The organism is Pseudomonas sp. UV AK001 (assembly GCF_046097675.1).
GTDB lineage: Bacteria > Pseudomonadota > Gammaproteobacteria > Pseudomonadales > Pseudomonadaceae > Aquipseudomonas > Aquipseudomonas kribbensis.
This window is the reverse complement of sequence record NZ_JBJUVZ010000002.1, coordinates 113,658-126,653: the sequence shown is the minus strand read 5'-3', so window position 1 is coordinate 126,653 and position 12,996 is coordinate 113,658. Positions and strand designations below refer to the sequence as shown.

The following is a 12,996-nucleotide window of genomic DNA, read 5'->3' as shown; positions in this document are numbered from 1 at the left end:
TCACGTCCTTAATGAATTTTGCTGCCCAGGGTCACCACGCCGTCTGCTTTTTCGCAGCCCAGCCAACTGGTCCAACCCAGGCGACAGTCGTTCTTCTCGCCAATGCGCAGTTCGCGGATTTCTTCCGGGCGCAGCACTAGGCGAATGTCGTAATCGAGCGGGTCACGCAAGGTGAACCGCACCAGCGCGCAGAGCGGCTGGTAACCGAAACCGATGGGCAGGAATTCGTGGAAGCGTTCCCAGTCGAGTTCGGTGATGTGAATGCGGAACTTGCCGCTGCGGTCGCGCACGTGTTCGCCCAGCACCAGGTCTTCACCCAGCACGCTGTTGGCGAAGCCGAGGCGGTTGCGCTGTTCTTCGAGAATCTCCACACGGCGCTCGATGCACTGCTCGATGACCAGGTCTTCGTGCTTGAAGTAGTAACGCAGCACCGCTTCGATCAGCGCCGCCGAGTGGGCCCGCAGGCTGAGCAGGCCGAGGTACGGCAGCAGGCGTTTCCAGTTCAGTTCCTTGGCCCGGCGAATCTCGTCGCCACCGAGGCCGATCAGCGCAAACAGCTGCGACGAAAACGGGTCGACCGCGCCGCTCTGGAAGCTCGCGCGATAGCGGTATTTGCGCCAGATCGGCAGCATCAGCCGTTGCAGGCGATGGTGGAACAGATCGAGGAAATTGCGCGTCGGGTTGCCGTCTTCACTGTCGCCCAAGGCCTGTTCGCCGTAGAACGCCGGCAGCGGCGAACCGGAACCGACCAGACCGATCAGGTTGAATCGCAGGCGCGCGCGCATCTGCCCGTGCTCTTCGAAAAACTCCACGCGGTCGACATCGCTGCGCGGAAATCCGAGGCTCGGGTTGGCCTGGAACTCCACCTGGTCGTACAGATCCTCTTCGCTCAGGTACGGGTGCGCCTCGCGCAGCCGGTCGATCACCAGCAGCACGGCCTGAAACAGCGAGTACTCGCGTATTACCTTCGTCAGCCCGCTTAAAGCAGGGGCTGCAGGCCCATACGTGGTGTCCATTGGTACACCTCTCCCTGTGTGCTTTTTACCCGCAGCTCGTGGAATGAATTGAGACTGGCGTAAAGCGCGAAAAACTCGTTGAGAACCGAGGCGAAGACGAACAGGTCGCCCTCACCGATATACCCTTCCGGGTCGATGGTCAGTTCGGTGCGCAGACCGCGCACCGGCAGGCCACGGTGCAACCGGTCGACGTGGTGATGCTTGATCAGTTTCAGACCGCCGAGCAGGCGCTTGCTGACCTTCTCCGCGTGCTGGTCGTAGTAGCGCGGCAGGTCGTAGGTTTCGAGAATCACCTTCAACGCATTGACGTCGGCCAGCGACAGATAGTTGAGCGACATGTTGCTGATCAGCTTCCACAGGAAGTCACGGTTCAGCGGCGGCGCGAAACTGGAAGTGGCCGGGGTGATGTTGCGGAAACTCAGGAACTCCGGGGTCTCTTCGCAGGCCATGCAGATCTGCCCGAGCTTGAGCTTGCGTGGCAGGTTCTGGTTGGTGCAGACCAGCTCGATCGACAGGGTTTCGTGGGCTTCGGTGTGGCGGATGCCGAAGCTCAGGTAGGTGTCGAGGCCGTCGTGCAACAACGACGAGCGCTGGCGGATGCTGTAATGCGGACGGCTGTTGGGCACGTCGAAACTCGGGTCGTGCTCGAAGGATTCGAACGGCACGTATTCCTGATAACCGAGGCCGCCGGGTTTCCAGCCGGTCACGGTTTCCACCGAGAACACGCCGCAGTTTTCCAGATCGAATTCCGCCGGCAGCAACAGGTATTCGTCCTGTTTGCCGTCGAGGCGGATCGGCAGTGCATCGTGCTTGAACAGGTTGACGATCGGCGTGCAGAACAGCTTCACGTTATCCGTCGTCGGACGCATGCGCATGATGCCGCTCTTGCGGATGTCGAAGCGCAATTCCAGGCCGCGCATCTGCTTGAGGGTGTCTTCCGGCAGCGCCTTGAGAATGTCCAGGCCGTGGACATCGACGAACAGGAACTTGTCCTGAAAGGCGAAGTATTCCTGCAGGTAGCGATAGCCCCGGAAGGTGTTCAGCGGATACGGGATCAACGCTTCTTCTTCGGCAAAGCCCACAGGCTTGACGCGGTCGCCCGGAATCTTGAACGCCATCGGTTTGCCGCTCACACCGTCGATAGGCTTGCCGGCGCCGTCGAGCGGGATCAGTTCGATGCCGTCGAGGTTGCGCAGCAGGCTCAGGTAGAGCATCTGGCTGATGTAGCGCTCGCCGGCAAAGTGCAGGCGCAGCTTGCTCAGTTCCAGTTCGCCGAGGTGACCGTCGGCACTCATCTCCAGGCGCAGGCTGAGCAACGAACCGTCGCCCTTCACCGAGTAGTTCAGCGCGGCCAGATCCAGCGCCATGACTTCGGTCGGGTAGCAGGTGCGGAAACGGCAGCGCACGTCTTCGATGGGCACGCTTTCAATCGGCGTATCACGCTCGACCTTCAGCGCCGGCCCCGAACGCTTGAGCGGATCGAACTGCAGAATGCTGAACGCCGGCAGCGGGCGCATGTAGTTCGGCCACAGCAACTGCATCAGCGAATGGCTGAGCTCCGGCAACTCGTCATCGAGCTTCTGGCGCAAGCGCCCGGTCAGAAACGCAAAGCCTTCCAGCAACCGCTCCACATCCGGATCCCGCCCGGCCTGCCCCAGGAACGGCGCCAGCGCCGGACTACGCTCGGCGAAACGGCGGCCCAGTTGGCGCAGTGCGGTGAGTTCGCTTTGGTAGTAGTGGTTAAAGGACACGGGTTACCTGCCTGGTAGTGGAACTCATCAAAAAAATATCCTGTAGAGCGCGACCGTCAGACCGGCACAGAAGTAACCGGCGATCAGGAGGTACGGCACGAGCAGAATCCAGCCGTAGGCCATGAAAGCACTGTCGAACGGCCCGGCGACCAGACTGCACACGCCATAAAGCATCCAGGGCACCGCGTAGAAAGGGAGGAACTTCAACGGTGCCAGCCAGACCATTCGTACCGCCTGTTGCTCATTTCGGCTCTTCGCGGTCCGCGATACCCAGAGCGCAAACAACAGCCCGGGCATACCGAACCACAACAGATACACCCAGTGGGTCTCGGACGAATCGAAGGTCGAATATTCGCCAATCCATAGGCCATAGGATGAAAACGCCAGCGTGGCCAAGAATGGCGTCCACAAGGCACCCATGAAAAAACTCAGCTGCGCGCGGCTGAGGATGGGCATCTGGTTCGATACACCGATCACGGGCAAGCCCTCATTTGCGAAACCACGTCCTGCGAAGCAATCGCAGGCAATGCCTGCCGCGTCAAAGCGCGCTTTTCCAGGCGCAGCTCAATGATCTGCGTGGCCAGAATCGCCAGCAATGTCACCCCGCCCTGGGCCACGGTGTAGAACAGCGCTCGTAGTGGGTTGTCAGGCACCATCATGAACAGAATCCAGGCAACCATTAGTGTGAACAGGCCGAGCTTGACCCACAGTTTCGGGATAATCGCGGCCAGCGCGTTCACCCCGAAAAAGATGTAGATGAACATGTAGTGAGCAATACCGATCGCCACCCCACGAGAGGTAAATCCGCCGTTAAACGCCTTGTAGGCCACAACGACTGCGTTGTTCAAAAAAACGTAGGCCACGCATCCCACCGCGTGAATCACCAGACACAGAGCAAGGCGCACGTAGATATTCATCGCTGCGCAATTCCCTGTTTTTGCGGCGTGATCACGACGCCCGTGTACAGATAGAGCTCGACGCCATCGTAGCCGCCGACAGCTGCGGCGCTGAGCGGATAGCTGTCTCGGGTGCCGTAACGAATCCAACCTTCGGTCCACATTCCACCACCCTCGTGGCGGATCTCAACGTAGTAGTCCGGTGCCTCGCTCCTGGTAATTTCAACGAATGCCCCGCCATCTTCGGCACCGATCCACAGAGCATTGGGATGGGCGAACAGCTTGGGCTCGGTGGAGTGTTCCATTCGCAACAACAACGCAAGGCCGACCAGAATCGCCAGCAAACCGACCGAGCTGAGAAAAGCTACAAGGCATTGCCAGGCACTGAGCTTCTTGGAGCCGATCCGAAAAAAGCGCTTCATGGGCAGAAAGCCCCGTTATCGACCGTCCATGAACGAACACCCCTTTCTTCTATTTTTTCTATGCTCGCCAAGGCTTTTCGCAATGTCTGCGCGTCGATGGTTTTAGTCGCGGCCGGACTTTTAAGCATCAGGCTGTATTGGTCACTGATCTGACCCAATACGTCTTCGCCGAAGGATTGATAGTTGGCGACGGAGCTGCGCTCATTCGGAGCCAACGCGAAGCTACGCGGTTGATCGTCGTAGTTGGAGTCATTTGCCAACGTCAGCTCCAGCGGTACTCCACAAGTGTTCTGCAGGTACACGTCATTGCGATAGACCTGCTGTGCAGCGCATGCCATTAGCGAAACGAAGCACGCGAAAAGGCCACCCCCTCGCAACATAAAACTCTTCATTGGCTGTTTCATGGACAAATCGATGCCTCCCTGACCGTCCACTCGCGCTGAGTCCCTTCACTGATCTTCTGCGCGCCAATCAACTGCCGCTTCAACTCACTTGAGTTAATGGTCTTACTGCCAGCGGTATCATTGATTGTCAGCAAATAGTGATTCGGAACCTGCTCAATAACGTCCTCGCCATAGGAAACAAAACTTGCAACCAAAGCACGGGACCCCGCCAGAGCAGTCATGTTGCGATCGAGCGTATGCATGTTGGAGCTGTTGGAAACCTTCAACTCCAAGAGCTGACCACATCGGTTTTCGATGTATACGTGGTTGTTGTAGACCTGCTGAGCCGCGCAGCCGTAAAGGGAAACGAACGGCAGGATGAGACCGACCGACCTAGTCATCGAACTCGACCCTCGCCAGCCATAGCAGACTCTTTACATCCTGTTCAGACGCCGCCATACGCTTTTGCAGATCGGCGGCGGACTGTGTGTAACTACTGAAGTAATGCATGACATCCACCTCACCGGCGTTCGGCGTCGGATGGTTGTCTTTGGGGTTTTGCATCAATGTGGAGGTTTCTTTGTGAGTCCACGAATAATTCGGGATGAGTCCTCCACCGTATTCATTGAGAATCAGATGGCCAAACTCATGGGCGGACGTTTCCTTGAACTCCTCTTTGGCAATATCTTTCGCGAACTCTAAAGTTCGGCGTCGTTGAACTACGTAGCTGTCATACGCATAGCCGGCGTTGTGGTAAACCTTCCGGGCAATTGCCAGGCTGGTCGAACGACCGAAGTCCGCTGACAACGAGTCAATCAACGGGAAGTTCCCGGCCTTGGGCTCGACGTTGACCTCGGCCTTGACCGTGACTTTGTAGACCCCTTTGCTGGTGGTGATCCCTTCGGCAATACCACCGCCGCGCGAACCATTGCGTGACCAATACAATTCGATGCCTTCTTTGGCCCAACCCAGCAAAGTGCTGAACGGCGTAGGCACCAGGCCGGGCGTAGAACCACTGCTGCCACCATCCGAGAAGCTCGGGCGCAGCGTCACTTCTACGGTCTTGGCATTGCGATCAATACGCGCATCGACCCACTTCACCTCTTCAGCCGAACAAGTGAGCTTCACTTCGGTGACTTGCTGCTTGCCCGCTCCGGTCGCGGTCAGACGAATTTTGAGGTTCGGGCTTTTCAGGATTTTGGTGTCGAGGATGCCGGCAGTGTCGTACCCATCCCATTGCCACGGGTGCTTGCCAGGGGGCAAGAACGGGGCGGTATTGGCTTCGGTGTAGACCGGCTTTTCGCCGTCCAGCACTTCCAGCTTCACACTGTCTGCCGTATCCATCCGGTTCTCGACGACGAAGTCGACCAGTTCGCGGTTTTTCGATGTTCCGGACTTCAGTTCATCGAAGTCCGGTATTTCCAACGGAGTCAAAACCGAGTTGCCACCCGACTTCAGACCCAGTCGGTATTCCAGAGCAGCGGCGACCGCAACGGCAGCAAGCCCCGAAAACGGTGCAGGCGTATGCGAATTCCCGATGATTACCGTCCCGGAGCCCGCAGTGACCTTGTTGCCATGGGCCCCGACTGAACCTACGGTGGCAGCTGGCTTGCCATTGATCAGAACCGTGGTCGCAAGGTCGCCGACCAATGCACTGCCACACGCCGAGGCATCGCCCTGGCGGGCCGCCGGCAGGCCGTCGAAGAATACGTCGCCGGAGCCGGCGGCAATCGGGTTGGTGCCGTGGCCGGGGAGCGGGCAAGCGGTGGGGTCGGATACACGTGCTGCAGGTTTGCCAGACATCGGGGTTCTCCTTAGGTGACCTTCACTTGACCGCTGCCATCCAGGCGCGCGGCGAAACTGACCTGACGCTTGAAGCCCTCGACTTCCAGCAGGCCTTCGATGCTGAAGGCCAGGCGGAGCTGGTCGTGGTCTCGCGGCAGGGAAATGACACGCACGTTGCTCAGGCGCGGTTCGTAGGCTTCGATGAAGCTTTCGATGGCCAGGCGGGCCTGACTCAGGGAGTCGTGCAGGCTCAGGCGCATGTCATTGAGATCGGGCAACCCGTAGTCGGACAGCGTTTGCACGCTGCCGGCCCGGGTGCTGAGCATTTTGGCCAGATGGGCAGCCACCGACGCCATGGCAGAAGCCTCGAGGCTCTTGCCCTTGCGTAGTTCCGCGTCGCCGTTGAGGCGTTCGAAAAGGCTGCCGTATCCGTCCATGAGTCGCTCTTACTCTTTGTCCAGCTTGCCAACCAGCGACAGGGTGAAATCGGCACCCATGTACTTGAAGTGCGGACGCACGTTCAGGCTGACGCGGTACCAGCCCGGCTCGCCTTCAACGTCGCTGACGATCACTTGCGCAGCGCGCAGCGGACGACGGCCACGTACTTCGGCGCTCGGGTTTTCCTGGTCGGCCACGTACTGGCGGATCCACTTGTTCAGTTCCAGCTCGAGGTCGGTACGCTCTTTCCACGAACCGAGTTGCTCGCGCTGCAGCACTTTCAGGTAGTGAGCCAGGCGGTTGACGATCATCATGTACGGCAGTTGGGTGCCGAGTTTGTAGTTCAGCTCTGCAGCCTTGCCTTCTGCGCTGATGCCGAAGAACTTCGGCTTCTGCACGGAGCTTGCGGAGAAGAACGCCGCGTTGTCGGAGCCTTTACGCATGGTCAGGGAGATGAAGCCTTCCTCGGCCAGTTCGTATTCACGACGGTCGGAAACCAGAACCTCGGTAGGAATCTTGGTTTCGATTTCGCCCATGCTTTCGAAGTGGTGCAGAGGCAGGTCTTCAACCGCGCCACCGCTCTGCGGGCCGATGATGTTCGGGCACCAGCGGAACTTGGCGAAGCTGTCGGTCAGCTTGGTGCCGAACGCGTAAGCGGTGTTGCCCCACAGGTAGTGCTCGTGGCTGTTGGCAACGTTTTCCTTGTACACGAACGATTTGACTGGGTTCTCTTCCGGATCGTACGGGTTACGCAGCAGGAAACGCGGAACGGTCAGGCCAACGTAGCGGGAGTCTTCCGAGGTACGGAAGCTCTGCCATTTGGTGAATTGCGGGCCTTCGAAGTGATCTTTCAGATCCTTCAGGTCCGGCAGGCCGGTGAAGCTTTCCAGACCGAAGAATTTCGGGCCGGCAGCGGCGATGAACGGCGCGTGGGACATGCAGGCTACGCTGGACACGTACTGCATCAGTTTCACGTCCGGCGAGCTTGGGGACAGGTAGTAGTTGGCGATGATCGCGCCAACCGGCTGACCACCGAACTGGCCGTATTCAGCGGTGTAGATGTGCTTGTACAGGCCCGACTGCATCACTTCCGGCGAATCTTCGAAGTCGTCCAGCAGGTCGTCCTTGGAGACGTTGAGGATTTCGATCTTGATGTTTTCGCGGAAGTTGGTGCGGTCGACCAGCAGTTGCAGGCCACGCCACGACGATTCCAGCGCCTGGAAGTCCGGGTGGTGCAGGATTTCGTCCATCTGACGGCTGAGCTTGGCATCGATCTCGGCGATCATGCGGTCAACCATGGCTTTCTTGACCGGCTCACCGTTGTTCTGCGGCTTGAGCAGCTCTTCGATGAACGCCGACACACCGCGCTTGGCGATGTCGTAGGCTTCGTCGTCCGGCGTCAGGCGGGTTTCGGCGATGATGCTGTCGAGAATGCTGTATTCGCCGTTTTCGGCGGCGTTCTGTTGTGCTGCGCTAGTGCTCATTGTGTTGGCTTCCTTGGCTGCTGTGGGCTCAGGCGTCCGGGGCTGCGGCGTTCAGGCCCAGCTCACCGAGTACGCGACCGCGGGATTCGTCGTCGGCGAGCACGCCTTCGATGGCTTTACGGAACGCAGGTGCGTTACCCAGCGGGCCTTTGAGGGCCACCAGCGCATCGCGCAGTTCCATCAGTTTTTTCAGCTCAGGCACTTGCTCGACCAGGCTGGCCGGGTTGAAGTCCTTCATGGAGTTGACGCGCAGTTGCACGGCCAGCTCGTCGGCCTCGCCATCTTCCTGCAGACGGTTCGGCACGCTCAGCGTCAGACCCAGCTCTTGCTTGGCCAGCACTTCGTCGAAGGTCATCTTGTCGATGCTGATCGGCTTGCGATCCTCGATCTTGCGATCGTCCTTGCGGTGGGTGTAGTCACCGATTGCCAGCAGCTTCAGCGGCAGTTCAATCTCTTCCTGAGCACCGCCGGTGGCGGGTTTGAAGGTGACGTTGATGCGTTCCTTGGGGGCTACCGAGCCTTCTTTGGCCATGGCTTTTCTCCTTGCGGTTGTGGCCCTGGGGCCTATTCGAGTACCACTTCGAGGTCGAGGTGGCACAGCCTGCGATAAATCTCTTCCTTGCGTTCACGTACGGCATGGTTCTGCGGCAGCAACTCGCAGCAACTGTGCAGCAGGTGCAGCACTTCCAATGCAAGATCGGGCTCCCAGGCGTGCAGGCCTGAGTCCTGTAATGTCTGATCGAGGGTTTCGAGCTGGTTCTTGGCGAGTTCGTATTTCTTGGCCAGAAAGCACAGCCGCGCGAGGGCGAACTGCCAGAAGAAGCGTTCGCGGCCACCATGGGCGGACTGCAATCCTTGCTTGAGGATCTGCACCGCTGGCTTGAGGCCTTCCTTGCGCAGGATCGGCTGGACTTCTTCCAGGGCCTTTTCCCAGGCGGGCTGGGTTTCGACGTTCTCGTTTTCGACCTTGCGCGGCGCGCTGGCGCTTTGCAGGTGCGGCATGACGTTGCCCGCGATCCACGCCCGGGTGGACGGATCGGCGAAGGGCGCGCCGTCGTGGAAACGCAGCTCGATGATGCCGGGCAGGCGCTGAATCAAAAGCGCGAAGTGGATTTCCACTTCGCGCATGGCCAGCTCGGCGTTGAGGTTCTGGAGGCATTCCCAGACCATCCTCTGGCCATCGAACCAGAACGGCGCCTTCGCCAGGCTCGCCTCCAGCTCTACCAGCAGGTCGGCGTATTTGCCTTGGTCAAAACGGTCCTGATACTGCTTGAGCTTGTCGACCGGCAACCCCCGCAGCACGGTGATCTGCTCGGCGTTGCGCTCGGGCACTGCGTCGATGGTCATCCACAGCAAGGTGCGGTTGAGGCGCAGGGCGCGCAGGTCGGTGGCTTTCTGCTTGAGCCACCAGGCGCAAAGTGGGCGGGCGCTCTCCTGCTGGGCGCGGAGGGCCTTGTGGGCTTCTTTCTCGTTATCGATCGGCGCGCCCGGCGCCAACAGCTGACTGGCGGCCTGTTTGACCTGCGCCACCGCCGCGCCCACGACGCCGGGGGCCGGCTGGTTGTCGGCGGCGCGCTGGATCATGGTTTTCAGGCGGCGGGAGAGCGGCAGCAGCAGCGGCGCATCATCGCCCAGATGCTCGGTGCAGGCCGCGTCGAGACCGGACAGGTGCTCGGACAACTGCCGGAACATCGGCAGTTGTTCCTTGATCGCGATGTTCTCGGTGATCACCTGCTCCAGACGCGGTACCAGCCAGCCGATGGCGGCGGCCCGGGTACGGGGCTTGAGCGGGTGAACGTCGGCCCAATTATTTTCCGACAAGTGGTGCAGCAAACCGAGGCCGGCGAGCAGTCCGGGGAAGGATTCACGCTGGTACAGCGACCAGGTCAGCCAGGCGCCGACCCGCAAATCCTTGGATTGGGTACGCAGCAGGTTTTCGCTGTTTTCGCGGATTTTCAGCCAGTCGACCTGCCCGCTTTCGTGCATCGACGAGGCTTTGGCCAGCTCGCTTTCCAGCGCCTCGAATTCGCTCGAGAAACGAACGTCTTCGCCCGCAAAATTCTCTTTGGAAACAGAGACTTTAGCGAGTTCGAGGTAATGGGCGGAAAGTTTGCTTGAGTAGGACATCCATGGCCTTTATTTGGATTACGGTCGTACGCCTATTGGAGTTGCAGCGGCGCGGGGACAGTATCGAAGAGCAGTGTGAAGACTCATCCAATTGAGTATGTGCTCTTTCAAGTGCGCGCATCGTAATCACTATGATGGCCACTAGCAAGCATCCGATTAAACAACAAGACGAACTGTTCATTGGGGTGTGTAGGAGATCGCCCTATATGTCGCAGGGGTTTCCCTGATATCGGTTTATATTTCGCATTTTCGGCCTCCTGCCCCGTAAGCATTGATCTAGAGCGCCCAGTGAAAGCCAGCAAGAGTGATGGCACGGCCGTTCCATAAATACGGATGGAAGCATGACAAAACCGGAAAAAATTTGAAGTAGGACGCTTCCGAAAATACACGCTCATCTATTAACAAATGACTGGCGACAACTGCAAACAATAAAAGTGCCATCAAACTGATGGCAATTCATATGTTGAATATTTTTGGAATACCTGCACAGACAGGACTATCGCAGCGGCTCTTTATCGCCTTGAATCACATTCCCACAGGCATTTCCCACAACCCTGGCGCTGTTTTACAACGCGGAATGTTCCGACTTAAACCAGGGACTCTTCTTACATAAATTTGTTTCACGCCTTGTTAGCGTGCCGGGCAATGTTCGCGTGCGCTGACCAGGGAGGGTTTCGACATCACGCCAAATTTCCCTCTCTGCTTAAGGACAAGCGTATGTCTGGAGCTGTCAGTTCTGCGCGCTTTACGCTGCAGATTCCCGCCGTTCGCAACGACTTCAAGGTGTTGGCTTTCGAGGGTTCCGAGGCCGTCAGCACGCTGTATGCCATCAAGGTAGAACTCGTCTGCGAGGTTCATGATTTCGACATGGAACCTTTGCTTGGTCAGCCGGCGTTCCTGCGCTTCGGACTGAATGGCGAAGGTATTCACGGGTGCATCGAGGATGTACAGGCCGGCGAGTCGGGAAAGCGCCTGTCGCACTATGGCCTGACACTGGTTCCAGTCCTCCACTATTTGCAGTTCAGTCACGATCAACAGATTTTCCAGAACCAGACTGTCCCGCAAATCATCACCCAAGTGCTCAAACGTCACGGCATCCTTGCCGATGCGTTCAGGTTCCATGTCCAGACCTTGCCAATCCCAAAGGCCCCTATGACGGTAAATCCGGAGGTCAACATCGACCTCTCAAAGACGCGTCCAAAACCTACATCGAAAAATACGGCATCCCCTTCGGGAGCTGGTAAGGCATCACATCCCCTTCAGTCAATGGTGCGACCGTTCATTGTCGTTACGCAGTCGCTATATCCATCTTTCTGCGCACTGGAACGCAGCCAAAGATTTCAACAACAGCGACTGGAGCGTTGTGTTTATCAACCGCCCAACAAAGAACAAACAACGAGTGGTGCACCCCCATGAATAAATTCACTCGGCCCAACAAAAAACATACGGGGTTCGTCTTCGGATTACTGTTGGTGCTTTGCACTCAAAGTCATGCACAACCGATCACCAAACGGCCCTGGTATCTCGGCTTCGGAGCACCCGCCTACATGGAGGTCTGGATTGAAACGGCCGACGTGGTGGATATCCGTGAACGTGTGTTCAAACGCGCCGGTGCCGGGATTGCCTCGGTAAACACCCCCGCCGACAACAAAGGCAAGCCCGCAGGCTGGCCTGACAGCCCCGGTAGTGGCGGCGGACGTGACGTCACGGGTGCCGATCTTCCCCGCTTGATCTATGTGCGATGGCAATCACTGGCTGAGCCTCAAACCTATGAGGCCTACATTGTGATTCCCGAGGCCGCGCGGGAAATCATGCGCAAACCGGAAAAGGCTTTTTGCAGACTGGATGGCAAATGGATCACAGATTACCGCGACCGCATAGGTATTGGCTTGGCTCCCGGCGGCATTGCCAAGGTCTGGCTGGGGGCGCCTTGTCTCAAGTCTGTCGAGATTGCTCGGGTTGAAGGGAGCATCGTCAAGCAAGGGCCGTATCAAGGGAAAAATGGAGGGCGCTACGCGCTACCTCTTTCACCGGAGTCCAAAACCTACATCGAAAAATACGGCATCCCCTTCGGGAGCTGGTAAGGCATCACAAACACCCTCCAGTCACTTGCCATGTGCAATCGCTGCACAAAGGGATTTGTAAGTAATAAAGGGAGCGTTAAAAGCATCATGAGCGGTAGACACAATAAACAATCAATATCGGGGATTGGATGCGCACTGGTTGTCATGTTGACGCTCACAACCAGCACCTCTGTTCGAGCGGAAGGCTGCGTTGGTATTGGATGCCTGGTGAACGGTGGCCCCCTGGAGTTCTCAATGCTGACGGGTATCGGCTTGCTTCTCACCGTGGCGGGACCGTTCATTTCCACTTCGGAAGCCAGTGCAAACAAATCCTCGAAACATTACACCCAAGCCCTGATAGACGATGCAGCCACACATCTGGCGACGGAGGGCGAATACGAAAGCCCCATACTCGAGTCCGAATGGCATAAATACCTGAAATCTTATGGACACCAGCCAAGCAAGAACGAGTTTGCCAAGATGGTATTGGCTACCTATGAGTGAACGGCTAAAAGCAGTATCTGCGGTCACCCGATTATCGAGCGCCGTCTACCGGAAGCAACGACAGCTGATCGGTGGCTGCATGTTCTGGATGACTCCGATCAGCTTCGCCGCACCGATTTTCTTTCAC

Annotated in this window: 13 protein-coding genes and 2 pseudogenes; 3 read left to right on the top strand and 12 right to left on the bottom strand. The window is 58.0% G+C overall.

Translation table 11 applies throughout. The annotated features are described in order from the left end of the window. Positions 1-8: 8 nt before the first annotated feature. The 12 genes and pseudogenes from tssG to tssA all read right to left on the bottom strand — a co-directional run bounded on the left by tssG (position 9) and on the right by tssA (position 10,302). A complete protein-coding gene (tssG, locus tag ACKLNA_RS08560) occupies positions 9-1,016 on the bottom strand; it encodes a type VI secretion system baseplate subunit TssG (protein ID WP_085708833.1) in 1,008 nt (335 codons plus the stop codon). After that, a complete protein-coding gene (gene tssF / locus ACKLNA_RS08555; RefSeq protein ID WP_007954380.1) occupies positions 980-2,767 on the bottom strand; it encodes a type VI secretion system baseplate subunit TssF in 1,788 nt (595 codons plus the stop codon). Before tssF ends, tssG begins: the two co-directional genes overlap by 37 nt. Positions 2,768-2,794: 27 nt before the next feature. Continuing rightward, positions 2,795-3,223 carry a hypothetical protein gene (locus ACKLNA_RS08550; protein WP_408985871.1) on the bottom strand — a complete coding sequence of 143 codons (429 nt, stop codon included), beginning with the start codon at positions 3,221-3,223 and terminating at the stop codon, positions 2,795-2,797. Positions 3,224-3,240: 17 nt separating this feature from the next. Next, positions 3,241-3,684 (bottom strand): hypothetical protein, encoded by a 444-nt coding sequence (locus ACKLNA_RS08545; RefSeq protein WP_408985624.1) that lies wholly within the window; start codon positions 3,682-3,684, stop codon positions 3,241-3,243. Continuing rightward, complete coding sequence (locus ACKLNA_RS08540; RefSeq protein ID WP_408985623.1) at positions 3,681-4,085, bottom strand: hypothetical protein; 405 nt, start codon at positions 4,083-4,085, stop codon at positions 3,681-3,683. The genes ACKLNA_RS08545 and ACKLNA_RS08540 overlap by 4 nt, the downstream gene beginning before the upstream one ends. Continuing rightward, positions 4,082-4,489: a hypothetical protein gene (locus tag ACKLNA_RS08535; RefSeq protein WP_408985622.1), complete on the bottom strand. Its 408-nt coding sequence runs from the start codon at positions 4,487-4,489 to the stop codon at positions 4,082-4,084. Before ACKLNA_RS08535 ends, ACKLNA_RS08540 begins: the two co-directional genes overlap by 4 nt. Further along, a complete protein-coding gene (locus tag ACKLNA_RS08530; RefSeq protein WP_408985621.1) occupies positions 4,486-4,869 on the bottom strand; it encodes a hypothetical protein in 384 nt (127 codons plus the stop codon). Before ACKLNA_RS08530 ends, ACKLNA_RS08535 begins: the two co-directional genes overlap by 4 nt. A gap of 1,108 nt (positions 4,870-5,977) precedes the next feature. After that, positions 5,978-6,271: pseudogene (locus tag ACKLNA_RS08525) on the bottom strand (PAAR domain-containing protein); the annotation flags it as partial. A gap of 11 nt (positions 6,272-6,282) precedes the next feature. Next, a complete protein-coding gene (tssE, locus tag ACKLNA_RS08520; RefSeq protein ID WP_102688426.1) occupies positions 6,283-6,690 on the bottom strand; it encodes a type VI secretion system baseplate subunit TssE in 408 nt (135 codons plus the stop codon). 9 nt (positions 6,691-6,699) lie between these two features. Next, entirely contained in the window at positions 6,700-8,175 is a 1,476-nt protein-coding gene (gene tssC, locus ACKLNA_RS08515) for a type VI secretion system contractile sheath large subunit (RefSeq protein WP_007954371.1), read from the bottom strand. Positions 8,176-8,203: 28 nt separating this feature from the next. Beyond that, positions 8,204-8,707, bottom strand: a complete 504-nt coding sequence (gene tssB, locus ACKLNA_RS08510) for a type VI secretion system contractile sheath small subunit (RefSeq protein WP_003229587.1) — start codon at positions 8,705-8,707, stop codon at positions 8,204-8,206. Between the two features lie 32 nt (positions 8,708-8,739). Then, complete coding sequence (gene tssA / locus ACKLNA_RS08505; RefSeq protein ID WP_085708828.1) at positions 8,740-10,302, bottom strand: type VI secretion system protein TssA; 1,563 nt, start codon at positions 10,300-10,302, stop codon at positions 8,740-8,742. A 717-nt stretch (positions 10,303-11,019) separates the two neighbouring features. On the opposite strand from tssA, the pseudogene ACKLNA_RS08500 reads away from it, so the two are divergent. From ACKLNA_RS08500 to ACKLNA_RS08490, 3 genes and pseudogenes are all read left to right on the top strand, one after another. After that, positions 11,020-11,439, top strand: a pseudogene (locus ACKLNA_RS08500) (contractile injection system protein, VgrG/Pvc8 family); the annotation flags it as partial. 275 nt (positions 11,440-11,714) lie between these two features. Continuing rightward, the gene (locus tag ACKLNA_RS08495) at positions 11,715-12,386 is read left to right on the top strand and encodes a DUF2931 family protein (protein WP_408985620.1); all 672 of its coding nucleotides are present in this window, start codon (positions 11,715-11,717) and stop codon (positions 12,384-12,386) included. 234 nt (positions 12,387-12,620) lie between these two features. Beyond that, positions 12,621-12,869, top strand: a complete 249-nt coding sequence (locus ACKLNA_RS08490; RefSeq protein WP_408985619.1) for a hypothetical protein — start codon at positions 12,621-12,623, stop codon at positions 12,867-12,869. Positions 12,870-12,996 lie beyond the last annotated feature (127 nt).

Bases quoted from the DNA above. Each gene is read 5' to 3' on its own strand.
- ACKLNA_RS08545 (WP_408985624.1), bottom strand. From the start codon at position 3,684: ATGAATATCTACGTGCGCCTTGCTCTGTGTCTGGTGATTCACGCGGTG.
- ACKLNA_RS08495 (WP_408985620.1), top strand. From the start codon at position 11,715: ATGAATAAATTCACTCGGCCCAACAAAAAACATACGGGGTTCGTCTTC.
- tssG (WP_085708833.1), bottom strand. From the start codon at position 1,016: ATGGACACCACGTATGGGCCTGCAGCCCCTGCTTTAAGCGGGCTGACG.
- ACKLNA_RS08535 (WP_408985622.1), bottom strand. From the start codon at position 4,489: ATGAAACAGCCAATGAAGAGTTTTATGTTGCGAGGGGGTGGCCTTTTC.
- ACKLNA_RS08550 (WP_408985871.1), bottom strand. From the start codon at position 3,223: ATGCCCATCCTCAGCCGCGCGCAGCTGAGTTTTTTCATGGGTGCCTTG.
- ACKLNA_RS08530 (WP_408985621.1), bottom strand. From the start codon at position 4,869: ATGACTAGGTCGGTCGGTCTCATCCTGCCGTTCGTTTCCCTTTACGGC.
- tssB (WP_003229587.1), bottom strand. From the start codon at position 8,707: ATGGCCAAAGAAGGCTCGGTAGCCCCCAAGGAACGCATCAACGTCACC.
- tssA (WP_085708828.1), bottom strand. From the start codon at position 10,302: ATGTCCTACTCAAGCAAACTTTCCGCCCATTACCTCGAACTCGCTAAA.
- ACKLNA_RS08490 (WP_408985619.1), top strand. From the start codon at position 12,621: ATGCTGACGGGTATCGGCTTGCTTCTCACCGTGGCGGGACCGTTCATT.
- ACKLNA_RS08540 (WP_408985623.1), bottom strand. From the start codon at position 4,085: ATGAAGCGCTTTTTTCGGATCGGCTCCAAGAAGCTCAGTGCCTGGCAA.
- tssC (WP_007954371.1), bottom strand. From the start codon at position 8,175: ATGAGCACTAGCGCAGCACAACAGAACGCCGCCGAAAACGGCGAATAC.
- tssE (WP_102688426.1), bottom strand. From the start codon at position 6,690: ATGGACGGATACGGCAGCCTTTTCGAACGCCTCAACGGCGACGCGGAA.